Source organism: Streptomyces sp. NPDC047049 (genome assembly GCF_040643995.1).
GTDB classification, from domain to species: domain Bacteria; phylum Actinomycetota; class Actinomycetes; order Streptomycetales; family Streptomycetaceae; genus Streptomyces; species Streptomyces mooreae.
Genome location: NZ_JBEYVM010000023.1, coordinates 20,521 through 45,279 on the forward strand (window position 1 = coordinate 20,521; position 24,759 = coordinate 45,279).

The 24,759-nt window shown below is 68.9% G+C and carries 22 protein-coding genes and 1 pseudogene; 12 read left to right on the top strand and 11 right to left on the bottom strand.

The window, feature by feature from the left end:
- Positions 1 to 14: 14 nt before the first annotated feature.
- Together ABZ851_RS32785 and ABZ851_RS32790 are read left to right on the top strand one after the other, a co-directional pair.
- The gene (locus ABZ851_RS32785; protein ID WP_361135448.1) at positions 15 to 551 is read left to right on the top strand and encodes a hypothetical protein; all 537 of its coding nucleotides are present in this window, start codon (positions 15 to 17) and stop codon (positions 549 to 551) included.
- Between the two features lie 161 nt (positions 552 to 712).
- Positions 713 to 1,117: a hypothetical protein gene (locus ABZ851_RS32790; protein WP_361135450.1), complete on the top strand. Its 405-nt coding sequence runs from the start codon at positions 713 to 715 to the stop codon at positions 1,115 to 1,117.
- A gap of 228 nt (positions 1,118 to 1,345) precedes the next feature.
- Here ABZ851_RS32790 and ABZ851_RS32795 read toward each other — a convergent pair whose 3' ends face one another.
- On the bottom strand, positions 1,346 to 2,056 hold the full coding sequence (locus ABZ851_RS32795) for an HNH endonuclease family protein (protein WP_361135452.1): 711 nt from the start codon (positions 2,054 to 2,056) through the stop codon (positions 1,346 to 1,348).
- A gap of 146 nt (positions 2,057 to 2,202) precedes the next feature.
- Positions 2,203 to 2,877 carry a DUF4145 domain-containing protein gene (locus ABZ851_RS32800; protein WP_361135454.1) on the bottom strand — a complete coding sequence of 225 codons (675 nt, stop codon included), beginning with the start codon at positions 2,875 to 2,877 and terminating at the stop codon, positions 2,203 to 2,205.
- A 286-nt stretch (positions 2,878 to 3,163) separates the two neighbouring features.
- Here ABZ851_RS32800 and ABZ851_RS32805 point away from each other — a divergent pair, with 286 nt between their 5' ends.
- Positions 3,164 to 3,961, top strand: coding sequence for a Ku protein (locus ABZ851_RS32805; protein ID WP_361135456.1), 798 nt, complete (start codon positions 3,164 to 3,166; stop codon positions 3,959 to 3,961).
- Positions 3,962 to 3,993: 32 nt separating this feature from the next.
- Here ABZ851_RS32805 and ABZ851_RS32810 read toward each other — a convergent pair whose 3' ends face one another.
- Entirely contained in the window at positions 3,994 to 4,833 is an 840-nt protein-coding gene (locus tag ABZ851_RS32810; protein WP_361135458.1) for a hypothetical protein, read from the bottom strand.
- Positions 4,834 to 4,999: 166 nt separating this feature from the next.
- On the opposite strand from ABZ851_RS32810, the gene ABZ851_RS32815 reads away from it, so the two are divergent.
- Positions 5,000 to 6,055: a fatty acid desaturase gene (locus ABZ851_RS32815; RefSeq protein ID WP_361135461.1), complete on the top strand. Its 1,056-nt coding sequence runs from the start codon at positions 5,000 to 5,002 to the stop codon at positions 6,053 to 6,055.
- 61 nt (positions 6,056 to 6,116) lie between these two features.
- Here ABZ851_RS32815 and ABZ851_RS32820 read toward each other — a convergent pair whose 3' ends face one another.
- Together ABZ851_RS32820 and ABZ851_RS32825 are read right to left on the bottom strand one after the other, a co-directional pair.
- Positions 6,117 to 6,458: a hypothetical protein gene (locus ABZ851_RS32820; protein WP_361135464.1), complete on the bottom strand. Its 342-nt coding sequence runs from the start codon at positions 6,456 to 6,458 to the stop codon at positions 6,117 to 6,119.
- Positions 6,459 to 6,584: 126 nt separating this feature from the next.
- Positions 6,585 to 7,070, bottom strand: coding sequence for a DUF6233 domain-containing protein (locus ABZ851_RS32825; RefSeq protein WP_361135467.1), 486 nt, complete (start codon positions 7,068 to 7,070; stop codon positions 6,585 to 6,587).
- 150 nt (positions 7,071 to 7,220) lie between these two features.
- Here ABZ851_RS32825 and ABZ851_RS32830 point away from each other — a divergent pair, with 150 nt between their 5' ends.
- From ABZ851_RS32830 to ABZ851_RS32850, 5 genes are all read left to right on the top strand, one after another.
- Positions 7,221 to 7,787, top strand: coding sequence for a GNAT family protein (locus ABZ851_RS32830; RefSeq protein ID WP_361135470.1), 567 nt, complete (start codon positions 7,221 to 7,223; stop codon positions 7,785 to 7,787).
- Between the two features lie 627 nt (positions 7,788 to 8,414).
- The gene (locus ABZ851_RS32835) at positions 8,415 to 10,355 is read left to right on the top strand and encodes a hypothetical protein (RefSeq protein WP_361135473.1); all 1,941 of its coding nucleotides are present in this window, start codon (positions 8,415 to 8,417) and stop codon (positions 10,353 to 10,355) included.
- A 122-nt stretch (positions 10,356 to 10,477) separates the two neighbouring features.
- Entirely contained in the window at positions 10,478 to 11,491 is a 1,014-nt protein-coding gene (locus tag ABZ851_RS32840) for a hypothetical protein (protein ID WP_361135476.1), read from the top strand.
- Between the two features lie 340 nt (positions 11,492 to 11,831).
- Positions 11,832 to 12,551 (top strand): GNAT family N-acetyltransferase, encoded by a 720-nt coding sequence (locus ABZ851_RS32845; protein ID WP_361135479.1) that lies wholly within the window; start codon positions 11,832 to 11,834, stop codon positions 12,549 to 12,551.
- Positions 12,552 to 12,744: 193 nt separating this feature from the next.
- The gene (locus ABZ851_RS32850; RefSeq protein WP_361135699.1) at positions 12,745 to 13,572 is read left to right on the top strand and encodes a DUF6083 domain-containing protein; all 828 of its coding nucleotides are present in this window, start codon (positions 12,745 to 12,747) and stop codon (positions 13,570 to 13,572) included.
- 53 nt (positions 13,573 to 13,625) lie between these two features.
- Here ABZ851_RS32850 and ABZ851_RS32855 read toward each other — a convergent pair whose 3' ends face one another.
- Positions 13,626 to 14,144, bottom strand: coding sequence for a hypothetical protein (locus tag ABZ851_RS32855; protein ID WP_361135482.1), 519 nt, complete (start codon positions 14,142 to 14,144; stop codon positions 13,626 to 13,628).
- Between the two features lie 288 nt (positions 14,145 to 14,432).
- Here ABZ851_RS32855 and ABZ851_RS32860 point away from each other — a divergent pair, with 288 nt between their 5' ends.
- Complete coding sequence (locus ABZ851_RS32860) at positions 14,433 to 16,784, top strand: UvrD-helicase domain-containing protein (protein WP_361135485.1); 2,352 nt, start codon at positions 14,433 to 14,435, stop codon at positions 16,782 to 16,784.
- A gap of 162 nt (positions 16,785 to 16,946) precedes the next feature.
- The gene (locus ABZ851_RS32865; RefSeq protein ID WP_361135488.1) at positions 16,947 to 18,320 is read left to right on the top strand and encodes a hypothetical protein; all 1,374 of its coding nucleotides are present in this window, start codon (positions 16,947 to 16,949) and stop codon (positions 18,318 to 18,320) included.
- Between the two features lie 39 nt (positions 18,321 to 18,359).
- Here ABZ851_RS32865 and ABZ851_RS32870 read toward each other — a convergent pair whose 3' ends face one another.
- The 4 genes and pseudogenes from ABZ851_RS32870 to ABZ851_RS32885 all read right to left on the bottom strand — a co-directional run bounded on the left by ABZ851_RS32870 (position 18,360) and on the right by ABZ851_RS32885 (position 22,994).
- Positions 18,360 to 19,067, bottom strand: coding sequence for a hypothetical protein (locus ABZ851_RS32870; RefSeq protein ID WP_361135491.1), 708 nt, complete (start codon positions 19,065 to 19,067; stop codon positions 18,360 to 18,362).
- A 54-nt stretch (positions 19,068 to 19,121) separates the two neighbouring features.
- Entirely contained in the window at positions 19,122 to 20,126 is a 1,005-nt protein-coding gene (locus ABZ851_RS32875) for a DUF6083 domain-containing protein (protein WP_361135702.1), read from the bottom strand.
- Between the two features lie 351 nt (positions 20,127 to 20,477).
- Positions 20,478 to 22,232, bottom strand: a complete 1,755-nt coding sequence (locus ABZ851_RS32880; RefSeq protein ID WP_361135493.1) for a hypothetical protein — start codon at positions 22,230 to 22,232, stop codon at positions 20,478 to 20,480.
- 263 nt (positions 22,233 to 22,495) lie between these two features.
- Positions 22,496 to 22,994: pseudogene (locus ABZ851_RS32885) on the bottom strand (DUF6420 family protein).
- A gap of 387 nt (positions 22,995 to 23,381) precedes the next feature.
- Here ABZ851_RS32885 and ABZ851_RS32890 point away from each other — a divergent pair.
- Positions 23,382 to 24,029, top strand: a complete 648-nt coding sequence (locus tag ABZ851_RS32890) for a hypothetical protein (protein WP_361135496.1) — start codon at positions 23,382 to 23,384, stop codon at positions 24,027 to 24,029.
- A 111-nt stretch (positions 24,030 to 24,140) separates the two neighbouring features.
- Here the strand turns inward: ABZ851_RS32890 and ABZ851_RS32895 are convergent, their stop codons facing one another.
- On the bottom strand, positions 24,141 to 24,713 hold the full coding sequence (locus ABZ851_RS32895) for a Uma2 family endonuclease (RefSeq protein WP_361135499.1): 573 nt from the start codon (positions 24,711 to 24,713) through the stop codon (positions 24,141 to 24,143).
- Between the last annotated feature and the right edge of the window lie 46 nt (positions 24,714 to 24,759).

The following is a 24,759-nucleotide window of genomic DNA, read 5'->3' on the forward strand; positions in this document are numbered from 1 at the left end:
TCTACCCTCGGCCCATGACTGGACGTATCGGCCGGGGCGGGCGCAAGGGACAGACCCACACGGCCACTCCCAAGCTCCGCTCGTACAGCGTCCCGCCGGCCTCCGAGGTCACGGTGACCCGTACGGACGGGAGCATGCAGATCTTGCCCGCGCAGAAGCCGCAGGCCACCCAGAAGCAGCGGCCCAGGAAAGGCCCGCTGATCTGTGCGATGTGCGGTGATCCGACGGCCGAGTCCCCCACCGTCTACAGCAAGGCTCCCCGTACACGGGGCAAGCCGGTCCACGCGTCCTGCGACCCGACCGCCACGCAGAAGCGGGCCAAACGCCCGCCCCGCCAGCGCAAGCAGGACCTGGTGCCGCCACCGACCCGGGTGCGCCTGACTCCGGGAGCCGACCCGGCCACGGCCTGGATCGACCTTCCGTGCACACAGTGCCCCGCCCAGCCGGGCGAGCGGTGCGTCGTGAAATACCGCGACGGAAGCACGGCAGAGGTGAGGACCCCACACAGGGAACGTTCGCTGGCCGCACGTAAGGCGGCGGCACCTCGGTGAAGTCCTCGGCGACGCCGTGGCAACAGGCCCACGCCCCGGTCCGTCGCCATGCCCACCGGCATCCCACAGGCGCGCACGGTTCCGGCCGGCGTGTACGTGAGCGCTCACCGGAAAGCTCGGACAACGGGTGCTCGCCCCTATCGATACGGCACCGTAGGAACATGACGAAGAAGAACCCCTTCATGCTGACCACCACCGACCAGTGGATCGAGCTCGAATCTGACCCGCTCGCCCGATTCGCGCACATCCCGGACCATGAGACAAGCACCAAGAAGGCCGGATACTCGGAGTGGGGCACGCTGTCGCGGAAAGACCTCACCCCTCTGTGGCTGGAGATCTACCACCGCACCGACGGGCTGGACTCAGATCCGGAGTTCATGGTGGTGATCTGCAACCACCACTTCTTCCAGACGGTCTACGCGGAGAGCGCGCCAGCGCTGATGAACTTGCAGGCACGGTGGGCGCCGGCGATCCAGGCTGCTGCAGTGACCCAAGTTCTGGGCGAACTCGAAGACGGTGACTCCACCTTCGCGAGCTTGGTCCAGCAGGCTCTCTCCCGGGGCTGACGTGATGGTGCCCCCGGCCAGCTGAGTGGGGCCCTGGACGGGCCGGGTTCGGCCCCCGGACGAACCGAGCCCGGCCAAGATGCCGTTGGGGGGGGCGGGGCGCGCCCCTGGCCGCAGGCCGGCACCGGCGAACGCCCGGTCGCCGCTCGCGCGGCTGACGGGTATCTGGCATGCGTCGCCGACGGCACGAACCGCATCCGACCTCCGGTGCTCCCTGCCCAGCGGCGGCTACGGCGCGGGCGTCACCGTCACCGTCGTGCCCTTGCAGCCCGCGGCCGTCGTGCGCAGGGCCTTGATCTCGGCACGGTCGGCGGTCAGCTTCCAGCGGAGCTTCGCCGTGACCCAGTCGGCGGCGTAGGTGCAGGTGGCGTCCTTCGCCGGCGGCATCCACTCGGCCGGATCCTTGTCGCCCTTGGTCCGGTTCGGGCCCAGGCTGACCGCGACGAGACTGCGCTCGCTGCCCAGGTCGTTGGCGTACTGCTCCCGGCGCTCCGGCGTCCATTTCGAGGCACCGGAGTCCCAGGCTTCGGCGAGGGGCACGACGTGGTCGATGTCGAGTTTGCGGGCGTCAGTGACAGTTCTGTCGTCGTAATAGGAGCGCCAGGTGCCGCCAGTCAGCTTGCAGCCCTTGCCCTGCCGCGGCTTCTTCACCGCCTCGGCCAGCAGCACTTCCTTGCGGGTGTCGCAGTGGTCGTGGTCTGCGTCGGTCCACAGACGGAACCGATCCCGCTCATACCCGCTACGGGATTCGCCGGACACCTTCAGCCGGCCGATCGCGTCCGTCAGACGAAGGCCGCCGCTCTTGCCGCCGGACGACGAGGCGCTCGGGCCGGCCGACGGCGGCTTCGCATCCTGGTGGGCGGCGCCGGGAGTGCACGCGACCGCGGACAAGACCAGCAACGGGCAGGCCAGAGCAGCCAAGCGGCGCGCGGAGAACATAGGGCTCCCAGGTCAGATGAGATGTCAGCTCCACGGGTCTACCCATCGCACCAAGGGCCGTCAACCTGGGCACGGGGGAGAGCACGGCAGGAACCGCTTGAGGGTAGCCCTCCCGCACGGCACGCTGACGGAGTAAACATGACGGTTCAGGTGACGATGGTTCCGAGCCCCTTGGGTATTCCCTTTCGGGCAGTGATCTCGGCCGCCTTCTTCTTCAACTCATCGCGCGTGTCGTCATAGACCAGTTCGAGTGTGAAGTCCAGGATCTCCACGCCGTCCAGGACATCAGGGATCTGCAATCGAGACTCATGACTTCCGACATTGCCGATCCACTTGACCGCCAACAGCAGACCGGCAGCCTCTGCATAGGACGGCTTAGCTGTCTCGAATACCTTGATCCTTTTTGCAAGGCTGAAGAGGTTTTTCCGCGGGATCCCCTGTTCGTCCATCAGGGCCTCTACGGCGGTCCGGAGACGGTTGGCAGCCGAGTTGGGGTCGACCCAGAGCACCTTTGACGCCGCTTTGATGCAATCCTGGACTGCCTTGGGGCATGCGCTTGAGGTCTCAACCAGCGGCAGCGCGGGCATGAAGAACTTTGGATGCAGGTGCTCGTAGTAGGACTCGTAGTCGCCACGGTCATCGAAATCCGGGTGCTGCTCCATCTCCCCGATGACCCACACGAGGTCACAGGACTGGTTTCGGCATTTCAGGCGGCAGTGAAATTCGCCGCGCACTCCACCGGGGTGCCATTTCCCTTGGTCCACCAGTGAGGCGCTGCTGTTGGATTCCTCGCTGTGGAGGGAAGATCTGATGGGAGTCATGCCGCGCTGCTTGCATGTCGGGCAGGGAAGTTGAGGCCATGTGTCTAATGCATTCGCGGGAAATCCTTTATGGATTTCGCGGAGGACGTCGATGAGTCGGTGGGCCATGCTGCGTAGCATGGCAGCCTGCCCTGGTAGCTCGTCCGGCTTTCGGGAAATGCGTATCGGGGATCATTCCGGTGCCGCAGGAACGAGCCGGGCGATGCCGGTCAACGGCCTGGCCTGCCAGCTGCTTCGTGGAGTAGTCCATGGTGCGGCCTGCTGCCGGCCGCCGGAGGCTGGGGGCATGGAAGCCAAACCGCCGCCGATGCCGATGCGGACCGTGTGGCGCGGCGCCGTGTCCTTCGGTCTTGTGGCGGTGCCCATCCGGTTGGTGGCCGCGACGGAGGAGCACCGCGGCCGTTTCAGGGAGATGCACTCCGGGTGCGGCGGCCGGATTCGCCACAAGCGCGTCTGCGAGGTGGAAGGCCCGCAGGAGGAGATCAGTTATGGGGACGTCGGGCGGGCGGTGGAGCTGCCGGACGGCGGCCTTGTGCCGATCACCGACGAAGACCTTGAGCGCCTCCCCCTGCCCACCAAGCACACAGCGGAGGTGCTCGGCTTCGTCCCGGGCGCTGACATCGACCCGATCAGCTACGGCCGCGCCTACTACGCGGCGCCCGACGGCCCGGCCGCGGACCGCCCGTACGTCCTGCTGACCGAGGCCCTCGCGCGCACCGGCTACGTGGGCATCTGCAAAATCGCCCTCCGCCAGCGCGAAAGACTGGCGGTGCTCCGGCCCAGACGCGGAGTGCTCGTATTGCAAACCCTGCTGTGGGCCGACGAAGTGCGCGAGCCGGGAGACCTGGCTCCGTCGGTGCCCGTCACCGACCGGGAAATGCAGCTCGCCGAGCAGCTCTTGTCCGCGCTCACCGGGATCGAGATGCGGCAGCTGGAGGACGAGTACGGTCACGCGCTGGAGCAGCTGGTGGCCGCCAAGACGGTGGGAAGCGAGGTCCCCGAGCTGCCGGCGCCGCAGCCGGCCGTCGACCTTCTCGACGCCCTGGAGCAGAGCGTCGAGGCCGCGCGCCGCTCCCGGGAGTAGGCCGGCTGACGGTCGGTTCGGTCAAGGCCCTGTCACCGGCCGGTCTGCTGCCTGCGCAGGAAACGTCGTTCCCCGAGGCGTCGTCGGATCTGCCACCAGCGGGTGGTGTAGGCGAGGTCCTCCCGGCAGGCGTCCAGGAACGCTTCTCGCGCGGCGACCACCGCGGCGGACTGCTGCTGGAAGCGGGCGGCGCTCTCGTTCAGCTCCAGGTCGCTGATGGCGGTGACGAGGGCCTCCGCCGCGGCGATGACGGGCAGGCTGCCGCACAGCTGCACCCCGTTCAGCGCGCCGATGAGGTCGCTGGTGATCTCCCAGACCCGGGGCAGCTGCCCTAGGAGCAGCTTGTCCGCCGCCCGGCCGGCTTCGCGCGACAGGTGGGCCATCTGGTAGCCGTAGCCGAACGCGCGGGCTGAGGAGTCCAGCAGCCGGACGTATGCCTCGCGCCGCTCCTCCTTGCTGCCCAACCGGGGCACGCCCGTGGGCCGGTACCGGCCGATCAGGGCGCTGGTCACGCTGCCGGTGGCCTTGATGCCGGCGGCCGCCACACCCGGCGTTATGAACGTCATGAGCGGTTCTACCACCCGGCGGGTCCGGCGCGGGCCCGTACGGCGCAACAGCTGCCCGAGGCGGGCGCAGTGGTAGAGGGCGCGGGCCAGTGGAGCCAGGAGCGCCACGGTGTCACCGCCGTGCGCGGCGTTGGCCGGCAGGTCGAGCAGGGAGCGGATCAGGTCGAGCATCACGTCGGCCTCCGGATCGGCGAGCAGGTTCTGCCCCGTGCCGATTCCGGAGCCGCGTGGGCGGCGCCCGATGTTTCTGAGTATTTCCGGGGCTTCGTCCAGGATGCGGCACCTTTCGAGCGGAGTGTTAATCACCGGCCGGCAGCCGTTCCTGCCGGCGCCGCCCGCCCGGACGTGGCTCACGTCGCGGTGCTGACCCCTGCGAGGTCGCTCGGTTCGACTCGATTCCTCGAAGCTAGTGGGCTAGATGTACTTTGGGTGACGATCGGGGTTCTTCCCGCCGCTCACTGGGGGATCGTTCATGCTGCTCTGCCTCGCTGTCATCGCCGCCGGCATCGGCCTGCGTCAGATCGACCGGCTGCACTTCGCCCGTCGCCGGCCCCGCACCGCCGACGCCGCCCGCCTGATAGCCCTGCAACGCGCCCGCGCCAACAACGCCACCCCCCTGGTGCTGTTGGCGGGCCAGTGGGTGCAGATCACCGGCTGGTGGATGCTCGCCGGCCACGGCCCCTGGGCCGCCGCGGCGGCCGCGGTCGGCGTGGCCAGTGGGTGCAGGCATTTGCAGGAGATCAGCCACTTCGCCGTCCACGGCGTGCTCGCCCGCACCGCCCGCGCCAACCTGCTGCTCGCCGAAGTCTTCGCCCACCTGCCGCTCGGCCTGGGCGCGGTGGTGCTGCGCCGTCGGCGCCACGTGCGCGACCACCACCCCCACGCCACCGAGGCCGGCGTCGACCCCAACCTCGCCGAGCTCCACCAGGCCGGCCTCCAGCCCGGCGCCGGACGCGGGCGCCTGGCCCTCGCGCTCGTCCACCCGCTCACCCCCGCCGGGCTGCGCGCCACCGCCTCCGGCCTGGCCGTGAACGTGCTCCGCTCCCCCGCCCGGGCGGGCCGGACCGCCGCTGTCGCCGCGGTGATCGGCGCCGCCTACCTGGCCGGGGGCTGGGCCGGCCTGGTCTGGGGCCTGCTCGTCCCGCGCCTGCTGCTGTATCCGCAGCTCGCCTGGATGTCCCTGCTGGCGGAACACACCTGGTTCGACGCCGAACACCGCACCGGCTCCCCGGCCTGGGTGGAAGCTGGCCGCTGCCTGCGCCTCTACCCCCGCAACCGCGCCCTGGCCCTCCTCGCCGCGGCCACCTGGCTCCCCTACGGCGACCTCCACCACTACGCCCACTCCGCCCACCCCGGTGTGCGGTGGAACTACCTGCCCGCCCTCGAACGGCACCTGGGCCAGCCGCACTTCACGCCCGATGGTCTGCTCCTGGGCCCCGGCTCCGTCGCACGCCGGCACTTCGCCGCACTCCAGGCCCTCCCCTCCCCCGCACCAACGACTCCGGCGCGGCCAGCGAGCGCCCTCTGACCGACAGCAAAAAGCTGCCCGGACCTGTATTCAGGTCCGGGCAGCTTTGTGTCCGCAGGGATCAGCTCTCGTTCGGGTTCTTGCCGACCAACGCGGTCAGCAGCTCCACGATCTGCGCCTGATTGCGGTCCGACTTCGCCTCGAGGGCGTCGAAGCGGGCGTTGAGCGCGGTGAAGCCTTCAGTAAGCTGGTCCACCTTCTCGTCCAGATTGCTCACCTTCTGATCGAGGTTGCCGACCTGGAGCCGCACCGCGGTGAGATCGGATTTGACGATCCCGAACTCGCGGTCGGTCGTCTCCTGCCCCTGCTCGAAACGGCGGGTGAGCGCGGAGATCTCGCTCTGCGCGATGGGGTCCTCGGCCACGCGGGGCACTCCTGCCAGATCATGAAAATCAGCGGTCATCAGGCGCTCCACGATATCGCGCCGGCCAAGGCCCGTACCCACCCATTCGGCCCAGCAGGCCGTCGTCGGGGCCGCAGCAGTCACACACCGGTCAGTGCCCGGCCTGCCGTCCGCGGACTGAGCCGGTCAGCGTCTGCGCTTCAAGACGGTATCGGGCCGGCACACCGGACACGGCACGGTGACATCCGGTCCGGCGAGCGCGGCGAGCGCTTCCTGGTCGTTCACCAAGCCGCCGGTCGACTCGGCCTGGGCGCAGTCGGGCCGGTGCAGGTAGGCGTCGGCCCAGCCGTCGCCCCAGGGCGGTGGAGACAGTCGCCATCGTTTGCGCTGCTCGGGCGGCGGGAGATCGAGGCTTGCGTAGTTCTCCCCTGGGATGGCCCTGGCCACGGGGTAGGGAGCGCAAAAGGTGATCGTGCGGGAGCCGAGCGACGGCCCGCGGCGGCGGTCGTCGACCCTGTCGGGGAGCTCGATGGCCAGGTCGTACCACCACACCCCCGACCGGTCCCGCCGCCTCCCGAGCACCGCGGCCTTCACGCGCTGCCCATCGGGAAGCGTGACGTCCGCCAGCGGGGGCGGGGTACCCGTCCTCAGCCCGTCCTCATCATCTTGCATGGACCGAGGTGAATCTGTCGTCGAAAGTGGCCACACCCCGAGATTACGCTCACCTGTTCGATTACCCGCTGTCCGGCCGACCAGCCTCGGCACCCGGCGGGGAGAGGAATTCATGATCAGCCCGGGGCTACGCCGTGTGACACTGCGCCGATGACCGAGATCGAGACCTCGCGCCTGATCCTGCGCCGCTTCCGCATCCAGGACGCGGCTCCCATGGCGGCCTACCGCAACGTGCCGGACATAGCCCGGTACCAAGCCTGGCCTTCACCCCTCACTCCCCAGGCCGCTGCCGACCAGGCACGCGTCTACAGCGAACAGGACCCCGAGCAGCCCGGCTGGTTCCAGTACGCCATCGAACTCAAAGCCGACCAGAGCTTGGCCGGTGACCTCGGCGTGAACCTCCACGACAACCGCCGGCAGGCCGACCTCGGCTACACCCTCGCCCCGGCCCTGCACGGCCGGGGCTACGCCACCGAAGCCGTCCGCGCCGTGCTCGGCCATCTCTTCCACCGGGGCCTGCACCGAATCTCCGCCGAATGCGACGCCCGCAACACCGCCTCGGCCCGCCTGCTGGAACGCGCCGGTTTTCATCTCGAAGGCCGGCGCCCCGAGTTCACCCTGAACGTCAACACCGGCGAATGGACCGACACCCTTCTCTACGGCCTGCTGGCCAGCCGCTGCCAGACGCGTCCGGGTGCGCACCGAAGCAGTCGCTGAGCAGCTCCGGTGCGAGCCGGCCGGACGTGGGCGTCGTGGGCGAGGCGGCAGTCCGGGCACCGGCAGCCGCCGTGAGCGCATGCGTCGGCGAGGGCCTCGCCGGCCGAGAGGCGGCGCAGGAGTTCAGCACGCTTGGTTTCGTTGAAGATCGCTCGGCAATCTCCTTGCGACGCAGCCAGTCCTGACTCACGCGGTTGGCGCGGCAGCCCTCGCACCAGCTGTGTGTGACGTCTTCAGAGAGGGGCTTCCCGCAGTTTGCGCACCGCCTCGTGGGATAGCGCCGGCCTGCCGGTGTGGGCTCTGCTGTCGGGGGCGGTTCGACTGCCGGTCCGGATGGCGTGGTGCGCAGCCCGCGGGCGGCGGGGGTGGTGATGATGTGCTCGGCGTCGGTCCTCCTCCAGGAGGGCGGCGGCCCGGGTGCGCAGGGGGGTAGGAGACTTCGCAGCGCGGGTCGTTCGCCCATTTCGACGTCGCCGGGCCGGAAGTCCCCCTCGGGCGTCCACCTGCTGACGCCCCGATACCCCGACGGGACGAGGCTGATGGCCTGAATGGGTTGACCGGGTCGGGTTCTGAGCGCGTCCACGGCCATCGTGAGGAGAACCGCAGGACACCATCCGGGAGGCGTTTATGACGTACGAGCTGATCACGATGCGTTTCCGGACCGAGCTGCACGCTCGGTGGTCGGTGTTCTTCGACCACTTGGAAGTGCCCTATGAGTATGGGCCAGAAAGCTTTTCGACCTCAGAGGGCGGTTTGTGTACGCCGGCGTTCTGGCTACCGCAGCAGCGGATCTGGTTCGCGGCCGAACGGGAATGCCCACCGGCGGGGTGGGCGGCGTTCGCCGCCGGCGCCACGAACAGTGATTACGTCTGCATGCCGTGGGAGGGGCATGAAGTGGAGTGCGCCGACGTCCCGATGGAGGTCGCTGAGCGGTGGCGGGGGCAGGTGCTGTTGTCCCTGGGCGGGATCCCTGACGAGGGCCTGGCCATGTACTCGGAGAACGATCACCCCTATCGATGGACCGTGTGCCCGTTGTGCGGCTCTTTCGGGGCGACGTTTGGAGGGTACGCAGAACGGCTGCCATGTAAGTGCCTTGATGACTTCGACAACCGCAAGGTCGACTGCAGCACCGACGAGACGTTGCTGGATGCCTATCGTGCAGCGCTGGGCGAGCACCTTGAGGTCGATACGGACACCTACCCGACAGAGATGCCCGTACGGCGAAAGGCACTGGCCCGGCGCAGAGGCATGGCGTTGGCAGCCCAGCAGTGCAAGCGGGAATGCCGGTCGGTGGCTGATCAGCTCCGGGCCGTTCTGCCTGCCGGGGCGTACGTGGACGTTCCGGAGGGAGCGGACTCGCTCTGCGCGGAGTGCCCAGGATTTGTGTGCTCCTGGTGTCGGCAGCGGGCGGCCGCCGCCGAGGGCGTGCCCTGCTGGCTGTGTGACCCAGTGGTCTTCCTCACCAAGCGCCGGGCTCGGCAGGAGCTGAACATCCTGGCCGGCCGGGCGGGCAGCGCGGCCAAGCGGTCAGCGAGGGAGATCAACACGCTGATTAACCGGGATCGGCAGCTGCGCGGGCGCGAGTGGTTCTCCCTCTTCGATCTCGGAGAGGCCCTGACGCTGGTGGAGCGGTGGATCGAGGACCCCTCGCTGGTGCCACGATCAGACGGTCCCCGTCGACTGCTCTTGTCCGAGGACGAGCTCGACGCGCTTGATGAAGCCGAGCTTCGCCAGACGCTCAATGGCTGGGTAGGTCCGCTAGCGGGCGCCACCGATGCATCTTTCGCGGCTGTCCAGATGCAGTTCAATTACGTGATGGGCGTCGAGCAGCGGGGCGATGCCGACACGGAGCAGCTGCGCGACGCCATCCTCCAGGCCCAGGAGTGGGTGACCGATCCCAAGTCGTTTCGGGCCCATGTCCGCGCCGCTGGCGCGAGGACACTGCCGGGCAGTCTGCCTGAGCCGATGCGTGTCCGGCATGCCCGCGCGGAAGCAGCCTGCCACCTGTGCACCAGCCCGATCGCCGTGGGCGAAGTCATCGGCCGGCCGCATCCTCCGCACGGGCGCAAGTTCGTTCCGGCCGGCTGGTTGTGCGCGCATTGCCTGTACGACCGGCGGACCAAGCCCCGCCGCCTGGACGTGCTCCTGCGCATCTTCCACCACACTCTCTCCGACGATGGGGTGTGGCTGAACACCGCCGAGGCGGAGGTTCTGCTGAGCTGGCTCCTCGACGTCCCGCCGAACAAGGCGGCGCAGCAAAAGCCGCTGCGGGAAGCGCTCGATGCGCTCCAGCACGGCATCGACACCCAGGCAACCTCGATTCACCTGCCCCACCGCCCCACGCACGCCGTGGTCCGCGTCGTGCACCAAGGCGCCGAACCGGGTGCCACCGACACGCAGACCGTGGTCCTCAAGGCGGTGGCCCAGCACCTGGCCGAATGGCGCAGCAGCTCCCCGCGCCTGGACCCGAACCGCTTCACGAACCGGCGGGAATGGCGCCGCGCGATGCTTGCCCAGACCCGGCGTCCGACGGTGCTATCCCGCCAAGGGGGCCCACTGTTCGTTTGACGGCGGCAGGCGTCACCGGCGCAATGCTTGCTTCCCTCGCCCGAGCGATCCTGCTGCACCGAACCGGTGACCAGGCACCGGGGCACCATGCAGGCACCGCCATGTTGGAGCGACCACCCATCTTGGCGAAAGCAGACGGCATGACCTTCGAAGAAGTCACCCTGGACATGGCCGGCCACGACTTCCCGTCGCTCGACGAGATCCACGCTATGCGCGGTGCGGAGCGGCGCTCGTGGACCGACACAGGCATCAGCGCCGTCGCCCTCTTGCTGGCTGCCTCGCCCGATAAGGTCCGAAAGCGGCTCGCCAAGACCGTCGGCATCAAGGACTGGGCAGCCGCAGACGAGGCTGACCTGGGCGAAGCCTTGCGAGTCCTGCGGCGGTGGCTGAACGCCCCGGACTCATACGCCCCGCCGGCCCCTAAGCCACGGGTGAAACGGCCCGAAGGTATCGCCCAACTCCCCGTCCCCCGCATGCTCAAGCCGGCACACGCCGATATTGCCTGCGGGTTGTGCAGCGACCCGGTCAAGGCCGGAGACCTCATCGGCAGGTTCCGCACTCCCAAGGACGCCCGGACCTACGCGGCGATGGACTGGCTGTGCCATCACTGCCTCTACGAGCGGCGCCATACGCCCCGTCGGCGTGATCTCCTGATGCGGATCTTCCACCACCTGTTCGCCGGCAGCGCCGTCGACCTCAACGCCTTCGAGTGTGCGGTGCTTCTTGTCTGGCTGACAGAACACCCTGGCTTCGCCGACTCCGCTCCCTGGCTCAAAGACCCGCTGGACACCACCCTCACTCGTCTTCAGACCAGCATCACCGAAGGCAAAGCGCACACGGGCATCGCGTTCCCCACAGCGGTCACCGTCATTGCTGTCCTGCGAGAGGCGCCGGTGCAGGCCGGCTCTCCGGCCGAGCGGGATCTGCTCGACGCCATCGCGCAGCACCTCGAGGAGTGGCAGAACAACCCACAGCAGATCGAGGCCCGAAAGTACGGGTCCGGAATCCCCTACCGCCGCCAGGTCCTGAAGTCCACATCACATCCAACGGCCCTGTCTGCTCGTGGGGGCCCCTTTGACCTCCACACGGCACCGGCGCCCACTGAACCGCAGGCAGCCGACGAGAGTGACAGCTGACTGGGCGCCGGCACGCACGAACTGTCGGTCGGGCCGCGGCACATACCCGCGCATCGGCCCTCTGGCGGTCGCGCCCCTTTTGGCCCATCCCGGCGTATCGGATCCCGCGACGGGTCGTTGACGGCCCGTGGGACGAGCATCCAAGGGACGCCACAGCGCACGCCTGCATCGGCAAGCAGCCGGCGGGTTCACAATCCGCCCGGCCCGGCCAGACGATCACGATGCCCTCGCTGCTCTGCTGGAGCTGGTGGAGTTTGAAGACCCTGACGAGGCACGATGCGTGGCCCGCGCTCTGGCGTCACCACAGGGTGTCGCAGCACGCGTGGGTCTTGGCGCGTGGGTGGCTGAAGCGACCAGATGTGATGTGGCCGGTGTGGTCGTGACCTGCCCGCCTTTGTCTTGGATCAGCACCATCCCGGGGCTCAGCGATGACCACCGTCGGCGCCTGGCGCAACGTGTCGTCGAGGCGTCAGCGGTTGCGGTGTCCGAGGAATTCCGCGGCCGGCGGCTGGGTCGGCACCTTCTGCAGCGGGCGGCCCGGGAGGCTCGAGAGCAGGGCTACAGGGTCGTGCTCGGCACGCTGCTGAAAGAGAACGAGGAGTTGGTCGGCTACTACGCCGATGCTGGCTTCGTTGCGTTGCCGCCGGGTGAGCCGCTGTATCTCGTGGATCCGCTCGGGATGGTGCTGTGCCGACCGAGTTCGGCCAGGGTGCGCCAGCTGTGGATGCCGCTTCACCCGCAGGTGGCTGTCCAACGAGTCGCCGCGCCGAGCGGCGGATCCGTCCCGGCCATCGCCGGGGCCCTGGCACCTCCGGAGCATGCGCCGGAGCGTGTCATCCATCATGCCGACGGAAGCGCCACCTTCGAGGGCGGTGGCCAGCGCATGACCGTACCCGCCCCGGCGCTGCGTCTGCTGGAGTCTGTGCGGGGCCAGCAGGTCACCGACGCTGAGGTCCGGGCCGCTGCCGCTGAGGCCATCCGCTATGGCTTCGAACCGCTGATCGCCGCCCAGCTGCGGAAGTCCTCTGGTATGACCTTGGGGGCGCTTTTCGGTCGGTAGCAGGCGCTGGCGGACGCCGCCGGGCCGATCGAAGAGAAGCAAGCAAGCGAGCTTCGAGCCAGGGACCTGGTACGGAAGGTGGCCGGTGGGCAGCGAACAGCGGCGTGACAGCACACCGATGGCACGGCAGGGAAGTCCGTGGAGCGACTCTGAGTGCTCCGATCTGCTCGCGGCGATCGGCCAAGGGCTGTCCATGGCAGAGATTGCCGCACGGCACCAGCGGTCAGCAGTGGCCATCGAGGAACAGGCTGTTCGGCTCATCCCGCCCTCACAAGCCGTCGACCGCCAGCACGCGCTGCCGTGGCTCCGAGACTGCCTCCGGCGCGGAACGGACGTCGACTGGCGAAGCGCGCTCGCCGAGCGGGCCCGGCGCGAGCGGGGCCGCGACATCGCCCAGCAATGGCACAAGCCCCCTCCCCCGCCACCGGCCGCCTCCAGCTCAAGGACCCGTCTCGGCCGTCAGCTTGCGTTATCCGAGGCGCAGCCGGAGGCTCCCGACGAACAGCCGGCCCCGCGCGCCGCTCACTGGCCGCCGGAGCGTGGACGGGCTGCTCGGTGCCCCGACTGCCAAGTTCTCGTCCAGCAGTACCCGCTTGCGGGCCGGGGCTGGGTCGTACTCAATGCTGCCGAGTTGCCCGGGGCGGTCGTTCCTGGGACTTTGCGCTGGAGCGTTGATGAAGAGGGGGTGGCTGCATTGACGCCTGCGGCAGCCCACGCAGTGCGCATCGCCCACTCGGAGACCTGCCTGGCGTCCGGTGAGGCCCGCACGGGCTTGCTCATGCTCACCGGCCGGCCGCGTGACTTCACCCCGGGCCTTCCGGAGGAGCCAGCGGAACCGTCGCCGATCGCAGCCGTCCCCGTTCTTGCCCGTGTGGACCGCCAGGTCGTGATCCGCGAGGTTGCCTGCCCGGTGTGTGGGGCGCCGCCCGGCGTCCCATGCCGCCGGTCCGAAGGGTACCGGTCGCCCCGCAAACGGCCGCACGCGGAGCGGATCGCAGCATGGGCCGGCGGCTCCGCGTGATGCACCTGGCAATGGGCTGGCTCCCCTGCCAACCCGGGGCGTGCGGACGCTGACTACGCGCGGGTCGCTGGCTCCTGGTGTGCCTCAAGTAGGAGCACGAACTCTCGCACCGTGGCGTCCATTCGATCCTGGTATGCGTTCCGGATCGCTTGCAACTTGTCGTAGTCAGCCTTGGGAAGGTACCCCGAGGCTGGTGCCTCCCATGGCGTCCGGGTGAGGAGGAGCAGCAGCGTCTTCCACTTGCCTGCTCCGTACGCCGTGGACAGGTCCACGTACAGTTTCCGCTCGGCAGTTAGGTTGATCCACGCAGAACGCCGCTCCGCGTCGAGCTCTCGCACCCACGCAGCACGCGCAGCCCCCTCCACTGGAATCGGCGCGAGATCCGCCAACCTCCACGCCATGTCTTGGCAGATCACGGCTACAACGCCCGGCAGATGCCTCTGAACGATCTCCTTGACCGTCTCCAGCTCATCGGGAAGCAGCGACAGACGTGGGTCGTTGGCCGGGACGATGTCGTCTGGGTGCGTCAACGGTGGTGCAGCTAAAGGGGATTCCGTCTCTACTTCGTTCATGCGGGTCATGCTTCCACGCGCGCCGCCATTTCGTGCCATCTCTCACGCCTACCGTCGGCTGACGCTTTCACCCGCCCTCCGCATCAGATAGCGCTTGCCGTGCCTGCTGGCGACGCGGGCTGGGGCACGGGCCACACCCCCACCTTCAGCGACCGGCGCTCCCTGCTCAATATCCACTGAATGCCTGCGTACAGACCGCAGGTGAGCGAAGGTGAAGGCATAGGCAGGCGAGATGACCCGCTCGCCGGTGAGGACGGGAGACCGGCACAGGTGGGAGAGCAGGAGACTATGGCGGACGACGCTCGTCCCCAGCGGCAGGGTCGGGCCTGGACCGAGGACGAGTGCGCCGACCTCATCGCAGAGATCCGTGAGGGACTCGGTGTCGACGTCATCGCTGCACGACACGATCGCACCACGACCGCCATTGGCGCGCGCGCCGCACGGCTCATCCCCCGCTCGGCGGGCGTCGACCGGCACGCTGCCATCGCGTGGCTGCGCAGCAGACTGTCGCACGACAGCGCATACGACTGGCGGAGCGCCCTGGCCGAACACACTCGGCGCCGCCCTGCCGTCGGAGCACCTGCACCGCGCAGGTCTGCGCCCGCAGAGAATGCGTCCACCGCCTGTCACACGGGGATCCAGGCCGCGCCCGCGGCCGGTCCTTCTGCACGCGGACCGCTGGCAAAGCGACCAGATCCGGGAACCGTACCCACCTCTGGGCAGTCCGCCCATAGCGAGCGGTCCTGCGGCGCACCGTCGACGGACCGCGCGGTGCCGCGTGCCGCGGCACCGCGTTTGCTCCAGGGCGAGCTGCGGCAGCTGGTGTCCACGCTCACCCGCGTTACAGGGCTGACCTTCGGCGGGGTCAATCAGCGCCTGAATGCCAAACTCGGCGTGCCCACGCGGGCCGGAGCCGACGAGGCACTCCTCCAGCGGGCAGTGAACGTCGCGCAGGAGTGGCTGCAAGAGCTGGAAGGCCCCGAGCGTAACCATGAGGCACCGGAACCGGTCAGCGTGGGACGGGCGCCGGTTGTTCGTCGGGCTCCAGGGCCGAAACCCACGGCTGAGCAGGACCGCGCTGTTGAGGTATTCGCCGGCGGGGAGCATCTGGTCTTGCAGGCCGGGGCGGGGACGGGGAAGACGACCACGCTGACCATGCTGGCTCGCAGTGTGCGCAAGCGCGGCCGGTACATCGCGTTCAACAAGCCCGTGGCCATGGACGCCGCGGCCAAGTTTCCGGACAACGTGGCGTGCCGGACCGCGCATTCCCTCGCGCATGAGGCCGTGGGCAGGCGCTACCAGGACCGGCTGGACTCGCCTCGCCAGCCGGGCTGGGTGATGGGTCAAGCCCTGGGCATCGCCCCCACGATGGTGGTGCGCCTTGGTGAGCGGCGCGTCACCAACCGGGCGCTGTCCTACGTGGTGTTCGAAACCGTCAAGCGGTTCTGCTACTCCGCCGACGCCGAGCTCGGGCGCCGCCACGTCCCCGGGCTGCGCGGGTTAGATGACGCCCTGCTGCACGGGCAGCTGGTTGATCTGGCACTGCCGTTTGCGCGGCGCGCCTGGGAGGACCTCCAGAACCCCAATGAGGGCGTCGTCCGCTTCACACATGATCACTACTTGAAGCTCTGGGCTCTGCAGAAACCTGTGATCCGTGCCGACTTCCTGCTCCTGGACGAGGCCCAGGACACCAACCCGGTCGTGGAGGAAGTCTTCACAGCGCAACGCGACCACGCCCAGTTGGTGATGGTCGGGGACTCGGCACAGGCGATCTACGGCTGGCGCGGGGCGCGAGATGTCATGACCGGCTTCGAAGGACATCAGCTGTCACTGTCGCAGTCGTTCCGCTTCGGCCCCTGCCTCGCTCACGAAGCGAATCGCTGGCTGACCATCGTGGATGCGCCGATCCGGCTGCAGGGCTCCCCTGAGCTCGTCACCGACATCGGGCCGCTCAAGGACCCAGACGCGATCTTGTGCCGCACCAACGGGGGCGCCATCGAAGCGATTCTCCACCTGCTGGAGGCGAAGCGTCGCGTGGCGTTCGTGGGCGGCGGTGGTGCGCTGGCCGCCCTGGCCAAGGCAGCCAGCGACCTCAAAGAGGGGCGCCGTACCAGTCACCCGGAACTGGTGTTGTTCAAGAACTGGGCCGATCTGCAGGAGTACGTCACCTACGACCCGGCCGGCCACGATCTGGCCCCGCTCGTAGACGTCATTGATGAGTACGGCGCCGACGTCATCCTCGACGCCGTCAGCCGTCTCGACGATGAGGCCCAGGCGGACGTGGCGGTGTCCACGGCCCACAAGGCCAAGGGCCGGGAGTGGCCGACAGTCCAGATCGCCCGCGACTTCGAGCCCGCCCCGAGCGACACGTTCGACGCACACGGAAAGCCGGTCCCCGGGGACCTCAACATCCCCGAAGCGCGCCTGTCATACGTCGCCGTGACCCGGGCACGCCAACGGCTCGACCTCGGCGGGCTGTCCTGGATCAACGACCACCCCAAGAACCCTCCGACGTACGGCCTGCCAGCGGCTCCCGGCTTGAACCCACACCTGCCCCGTCGTAGCGATCCAGGCTCCTCCGATGGGCAGGCCACACCATGGGATCGTCTCGGTCCGCCACCGGCTGCCGAAGGCATCTGATCCCAGCGTGCAGCTCGTGGGATGAGCACACCTTGTGTCCCGGGGCCACTGCCGCGCGGCACAGAAATGCGCTGCTGGCCTCCCCGGGCGTTTGCACGCCCAGGGCATACGGAGGGCATCACACTGTGTCAATTGTCAGTGGCTCGCCGTAGCGTAACTCGTATGGCGCACGGTGTGTTCCACAAGGTGCTCGGGGCGATCAACCTCTCCGAGCTGGATCTCGATGTCCGGGAAGACCGGCTCCTGTGGGAGTCGCTCTACGGCAAGACCGTCAAAGGCGACCTGGAGTGTCTGGAATGCCGAGAGCAGGATCCGGGCTGCCCACAATGGATGTTTCTGCGGCTGTGGAAGGGCCGGCCCGTCGCTGTCCACTACAGCACGGGCCGACGACACCCCACAGCACCAGAGAGCCCTCGGCACCGGGCTCTCAAAGACCGCATCGCCCAGGCCGCCGAAAGCGCGGGATACTCCGCGGAACTCGAAGCGCGCGCGCCCGACGGGCGGCGGCGCACCGATGTTCTCGTCCACGGCGAGCAGGGGCTGCAACTCGGGTGCGAGATTCAGCTGTCCTGGGCCACGGCGCCGGCCGTGGCCAAGCGCAGCGACATTGCCCGTTCCGACGGGATCAGCCCGTTGTGGACCACCGACGACACAGGGGCGCCGCTCATTGAACGGACGCCCTGGGCGCGCATCGACCGGCTTCCGCTGGAGGCATTCTCCGGCGGCAATCCTCTTCTGGTCCGCGGTGGCGTCAAGGAGCTGAAGCTCAAGAAGTGCGACAGCAGGAATCCTCTGCCCTGTCCGGACCGTGGGTATGGGCGCTGCAATCAGTGGCACGGTACCTGGGCGCCCACCCTGGGTATGCAGCTCGACCGTCTCGTCGCGGTAGCTGCCGCCGGCGAGTACGTCTCTCTCTATCTGCCCGCGCAGGCGGGCCGCCGTAACCGGGCATCGCACATGTGGGTCGCCACGCAGGACCGCGACCGGTACCTCGACGCCACCAGCGATGATGTGGCTGCCGGTCCCGAGCCGGGCACCGTGGATGATCACGCTCCCGCCCGGCCGGAGAATCGGCCTCTGCCCCGCGAGTGCTCATACCAGCAGCGGCTGGACGACAAGGAACTCCGTGGCAGCCTCCCCCGTGATACCGGCGCGATCGTGCCGGCCGGTATCACCCTCCCCGAACCGCGGGCACCTCGGTCACGCCGGGCGCCGCTTCAGGCGCCGCCGACAGCAGGCTCCCGTAATGCGCCGGTTATCCCTCAGCAAGCGAGCGCCCCAGGCTCGGCCTCGCCCCGCTTGACGCCTCCCCCGCCTCTGCGCGGCACCCTGCTGGATGCACGCCGGCCGTCCCGCCCGCGGGCCGACCGCGCATTTGTCGCTGCCCGACTGGGGTGCCTGGTCGAGCAGGTGGGTCCGTGTGCGTCGTGTCAGGACCTGGTCCAGCGATACGGCGTTGGAGGAAATCCGTTGTGTCCCAGGTGCCGCGCTCAGGTCGAAGCCCGGCGAGCGAAGCCACGGGACGCCGCAACGTAGAGGTCCTGGCCCGGCTCCTGTTGGCACGTCGGCCGCGAATCAGGAGGTAGGAGACGTGGTGGTGGATGCCTCCCACAGTCGTGAGCCATCGCCGCTTTGCTGGATGACGTGGCGGATGATGACGCCGTGTTCGTTTCGGCCGGCGCGGGCGGCGAGCCATCGGTCGAGATGGACTGGGTGGACCTCTCCGTATCGGGTGCGCGGCAGGATGCTCACGAGCGTGCCGTCTTCCACCAGTTGTTGCGCGGTCACGGGCTTGCCGTGGCGTCCGCTCGCCCATACCGAAAGGAACTCGCGCCAGAGCTCCTCCGGGTAGATGTCGTCCTCTGCCTCGGGTTCGGGTGCCGGCAGGGCTGGGTCGGGGGCGTTGGGGCAGCCGATGTTGTTGTGGGCGTCGACCCAGCGGGTCGTGCCGGTCTGCTCGTGGTGGCGTTCTTCGAGGTAGACGTCGCAGTGCCGGCATCGCCGTGCGCGGAGGGTGTCGACACTGCAGTCGGGGCAACGGCGGCCGCGGAGGCTGCGTGATTGGGGGGCTCGGCATTTCCCGCACCAGGCGACCCGTTGGGGTTCGTGGTCGCCGGGGTAGATGGCCGGGGGCTGGGAGGCGGAGAGCATCTGGGCCGTGTACGCGGTGTGCGCGAGTGCGGCGAAGGCGGTGGCGGCCTCGTAGTTGCCGGCTGCGGCGTGTTCGCAGGCGTGCGCGTGCAGGTCGGCGGCGGACATCTGCGTGAGGTCGCGGTCAGTCACTCAGGCTCCAGGCGTAGGTGGCGGGTGGGTTCGCTGTTCGGCCGTGCGCGGTGTTCAGGGAGCCTCCGGTGCGGGCGGATCTGAGCGGGCGCCCTGCCACCGGGAGTGAACGGCTGTGCGGCGTTTCGTCCGCTTCGCGCACTGCCAGCACAGCCAGCCCTCGGGCACGGTCATCACCGTGGAGTTGTGGCAGCTGGCTGTCTCACAGCGGGTGGTCTTGGGCCCCATGTGAATGGGGACCTGGAGCGATTCCTTCTCCGGATAGCCCTGGGGCTTGTCGCCCACGATGAAGGAACCGTGTTTGATGGGGTGGAAGTCCACCCACTCCCGGGGGCTGTATTCCGGGGCCGGGGACTCGGCATGGACGTCGCAGTGCTGCTTGAACCAGCGTGTCGCGGCACCGAAGTCGAGTGGAGCCAGCGTCCACACCCACATCATTCCCCCGGTGGCGTTGAGGATGAGCTCGCCCTGGCGGCCGGGGGCGTGGGGGATCTCCATGTGCTCCCAGAACCCCTCGTCCGCCGCGTACACCGAGTTGCTGCAGCGCTGGCCACGCTGGGTGGTGGCGATGCATTGGAGGTCTTCGATCCGTCCTGGGGCCAGACGCAGGTTGGTGTTGTAGCGCAGGGTGTGGCGTTCTTCGCCGGCGGGGGCGGCGTTGGCGGGTTCCGGTTCCTCGATCTCCGCAGCGTCGCGTGACTCGGGCGACCGGGGGGTGAACTGGCCGGCTTCGATGTTCTTCTGCATCCGCACGCCCAGCCGCGTCACGAGGGGCTGCAGCTCATCGTCGAGGTCGTCGTGGTTGAGGGCGGGGCAGATGGTCGTGTGGGCGAGGCGGCAGTACATATATCCGCGCAGCGTGCCCGTGTAGGCGACACCACCATCGACGTACCACCGGTACTTCGGCGGGATGAGCGCGAGAGGGAATTCCTTGGGCATCAGCGGGATGCGCCGGTCGTCGTAGCGGTCGAACCACTCCACCGGGCACGAGCAGTACGAGCAGATGTCGTACGCCTTGCTGCGCAGGAGCCGGGAGGCGTTGGAGCGGTGTAATCGCATGGCCACGGCATCGCCCCCACAGACGAACAGCAGGGCCCCTTTGCCCTGGACCTCTCACCCACAGGCGGGCCATTTTATGCCGTTGAGTGCTTCTTGCCTGGGAATTGAGGATTTGGCCGAATGTCGCCGTCAGGAAACCGTTCCGAGATGGCAGACAGGGGACTGCCGAGGTCTCTCCCCCGGTGGAGCGGCGCGGTCACGCCGCGGTTCCTGCCAGCCGGGCGAAGCGCTCGCCCGACTGGCAGCCTTCTTCGCGGGCGGCCAGGAGGTCGCTGGTCTTGCTGGTGCTGTGGTGTCAGATCAGAAACAGGGCTGCCGCGACCGCACGACGCGCCAGCCGGCAATAGCGAATCAGCCCTCTTCTTCCTTTTCCGGATAGATCAGCTGGCCGCTGAGCACGTTGAGGATGTAGGTGCCCGAGCTGCTGCTTGCTCCGTCGACGGTGAGCGGGTGAATGAGCAGGTCGGTGGCGGCCAAGACGGCCAGAACCGCTTGTTGTTCGCCCACGGTCGGCGCCAGCCGCCCGTAGAGGCGCTTCAGGCGGAGGGCTGCCTGGCGGATGACCCGCTGCTCGACGTCCGCTTCGACGCCCGGCGTGGACCGGGTCATCAAGTCGAGCATGAGGGGAACGTCGGCCGGGTTCCAGGTGTCGCGCTCGTCGTTGATCCACTCGATCAGTGCGGCAAGGCCATCGACCTCGCCGTCTTCGTCCACCGCCCGGGGCTGAGGCTTGACGGCCGCGGGCGGCAGGGCGTGCCGGATATCCGGCACGCTGGTCTCCATCGGGTGCTGGTCCAGCACGGTATAGAACAGGACCCGGGTCATCGCGGTCAGTTCGAGGTTGTTGATCTCCCCGAACGGCTTGATCTGCCACTGCGGGTCGGTGGCCGCACGCTGCGCGTGGGTCTCCAGCTGGTTGACCGCGTGGGTGCTCATTTGGACGCGCGGCGCGCGGGGGTTCTTCTGCGCAGCCTCGGCGGCTGCCCTGGTTGCGCGCCACACGAGGTTGTAGATCTCGCCGAGCGGCCGGTGGCGGGCCGCCTTGTACGCGGCGTCCCGGAGCCGTGCCTGGTGGTTGTCGGTGACCTCGGGCAGCTTGAGTTCCTCCAGGCGGTGGAGGAAGTAGCGCAGGCTCTCCTCCGCCACGAGTTCTTCGGTCAGGGCGAGGAGGTCGTCTTGCTGCCCGGCGGTCAGGCGCGCGGGGTCCAGCGCGGCGACGAGTTCTTTGTCGAGGTGCTCGGCTCCTGTGCCCGGGCTGGTGGCGAAGGGGGCGTAGAAGCTGGCCGCGCTGGGATAGAACTGGGACGTCAGCGCCGGAGTGCCGACTTCGTCCAGATCGCCGTCGGCGGCGCGCAGAGCATCCTCGAACGAGGCGGGCTCCCAGACGAACGCGCTTGCGGGGCTGGAGGGATGGATGCTCAGGAGCCCGCTGCGCACCAGCGCGCCGAGCAACGAGAAGGCTTCGCGCCTCGTGGGGTGCAGGGGGGCAAACCATGACCCGACGTCGCTGATCGGGGTGGTGGACGGCGCGTAGCGCAGCAGCGCCAGCGCAGCGGTCATCTCCTTGACCGGCGCGGTGGGCACCGTGGCTTCGTAGGCGAGGGTGTACGCCTCTTTGAGGATGCTGCGTTGTGCCTCGGTCCATAGGGTCCGGGCGGCTGCGTGGGCTTCCTGTTCTGCGGCCTTGGCCTTCGCCGCTTCTCGCTTGGCCTTGCGCTTGGGGTCCAGGACGGACTGGACGGCGCCCAGCACGGATGGGTTGCAGTCCACACAAGCTGGCACCTCCCCGTTGCACAGTTGCTGGAAGGCGGTGCGGGAGGTGAGGCTCAGGGGCCCTTCGCACTGAGGGCACTTGTGCCCGGGGACGACAGCGCGGACGCCGGCTGCGGCGACTGCATGGAGGGGGCTCCCCCAGCCGCCGGTGTCGATGCTGGTGGTCTTCTCGCACCAGATGGGGGTGTTGTAGTCCGGCGCGAACCCGGCAAACGCCCAGTACCTCTCGCCGATCGCGACGAGTTCGGGGTCGGCCTCGTCGTCGGCTATGACGGCCGGGATGAGGTCGGTGAGGTCGTTGCTGGTCTGTCCGGGGTCAGGCGCGTCAGTCACATCTGCTTACTCTATGCAACCGGCGTGGGGAGGGGAAACCGGTCCCGGGCGGCGGGAGGGGGCCCGCTCACCGGCGTGTGCACCGCGGTCTCACCACGGTGCACACGAGGAGCAGGAGGCGGCCCTTTCGGGGTTGCAGCGGCGGCGCCGGCAGGCGCACCACGGCCCGTCGTGGCAGGCGGGGCATGGGGTGCGGGTGCAGTACGGGCAGGCCGCAGGCGCCGTCCTTGCCGGCGCACTCCGCCCCGGTCGGGCTAACAGGTCTAACTGGCCTCCTCCTGGTCTTCTTTGCCCTGCGCGCTCGCCGGGCGTACGGCGCCGGCCAACGCTTCCGCGTCCTTGAGGAGCCGGTCGGTGGGACGCTCGTCGCCGAGCTCGACGGCGAGCACCGCCCGCACGAAGGCCGTGAGGTCGATGCTGCCGGACCGCAGATGGAAGGACCGCAGCACTGCCCCGGCATCGGAGACGCGATGGCGGCACCCGGCGTGCAGGCAGTGCCCCTCGGCGGCCAGGCCCAGCCGCCGGTAGGCGGCGGTCTTCGCCTCGGTGAGCTGCGCGGGGCACCCGAGGTGGTCCAGCGTGATCAGGAAGTGCGCGCCGGTCGTCCGTACGGTGAGCCGCCCTCCGCCGGGTGTGACGTAGCGGCCGACGACGACGGTGGCGTACGGGTGCAGCAGCGGCAGACCGGTCTCGGGCGTGCAGGCCGGGCAGGTGGTCGTACAGGGTGTACGGGCCGGCGGCGCCCCGGTGCTCGATGGTCATGCGGTCCTCGTCTCCCCCGCCTGGTCGGCGGGCTCATGGTCCTGGCCAGAGGGGCTGAACCGGCCGGCCCGGCCGGAGCCGGTGGCGCCGAGCTGGGCGGCGTCACCCTTACGGGCCCAGGGTGGCCTCCCGCGGCCCGCCGTGCGGCACGTTTCGGCCTCGTGGTTCGGCCGGAGCCGGGCTGTGACAGCGGCGGAGACCGGCTGCTGGAGACCACCGGCGGCTTGGCCGCACCGCCGCACGCTTCAAGGCCCGCGGACTGGCAAGGTGTTGCGCGGTGCGCTGCTGGGCGGCGTCAAGTCTGGAACCCCGGGGCCGCAGTTCGGTCGCCCCGGGAGCATGGTTCGACCGAGTACCTCACCCGAGCTCACGACAGAGGACATTCCCGTGTTCAGCACCGCCTACGGCTTCCAGATCGGCTCCCAACGCTTTGAAAACGTACGCATCACCTGGGGGCAGCACTTCGGCAAAGAGAGACGCTGGAGTGACGGCTGGGGCCTCATGATTGAGGTACCGGTCGTCTTCGAGCTCCTGGACGGAATCGAAGACGGCACCATCACGTCCTCTGCCGCCCGAGACGTACTGGGCCAGGTCACACGCGATATGACCAAGCACTGCGATGGTCAGCACGACAACGAGGAAGCCCAAGCCGTGGCCCGCTGCTTCGGCGACTGCGACGACTGCAAGCAGACCGAAGCAGAGTTCATCCGCTACGACACCGCGAAGCGCGACCGGGCAGCGAAGGCACGCAACCACGAGAACTATCCCTACATCGTGACCGGCCGCCTCGCCCACGCTGCCGACTGCCATCACGTCGCAGACGTCGCACGGTACGCCGGCGTCTACGACCGATCGAACGAAGAGCGCTTCCGCGCGCTGCTCAAGCAGTACACGCACCGCGACAGGCGCTTTATCGAGATGGATCATGAACCGTTGGACTGGGACGGATTGGAACGGTGGGCAGAGGGGCGTACCGGTCCTCAGGGGGGCCGGTACTACAGGGCGTGCAAGGTCTGCCGACCGCAGGTTCCCTGACCCTCCCTCGGGGTGGGCGACCGGATGCTGTACGAGCCGCAGGAGGGGGAAAGGTCCCGCGCCTCGACCGCCCAGACGCAACGCCCCTGGCTGTCAGCAGCCGGATGCGTCTCAGCCCCCCGGCTGGGCGAGCCCGGCCGGGTCGATCTCGAACGCGAAGGGCTCGGTGAGGCTGGTGACCGTGCCAGGGAGTGCGGTCGCCGTTTCGACGTACCGTCCGCGGTCCAGCTCGCTGCAGATCAGGCGCGGGGCCGGGTCGAATTCCAGGCGCCAGTAGTGCGGGACTGCGGCCTCCGCGTAGAGCAGTGGCTTGAGCTTGCGGTCCATGGTCTTGTTGCCGGGCGAGACCAGCTCGATGACCATTTGCACGGCGTCGGCGTCGATGCTGACGGCGTCCTGTGCGGTCGCGCCTGCGTCGGCGACGACGATGTCCGGCACCACCAGGCCGGACGGCAAGATCACGTTGATGGCTTCCAGGACTTCGACCGGTGCGTCGGCGGCTCGGGCGGCCGCGTCGAGTGCGACGTGGAGGCGGAAGCTGGCCCGCTGGTGGCGCAGGCCGGGGGCGGGGGACATCACGAGCGACTCCCCCAGCAGTTCGTAGCGGGTCGTGCGGTCTTCGGGCAGGGCCAGGACTGCGTCGACGGTCCAGGGCCCGTGGTGCGTAAAGCTGGCAACACTCATTCCCTTCACCTCCCATCACGTGCTGACAGTGTGGCCCAGCACCGAG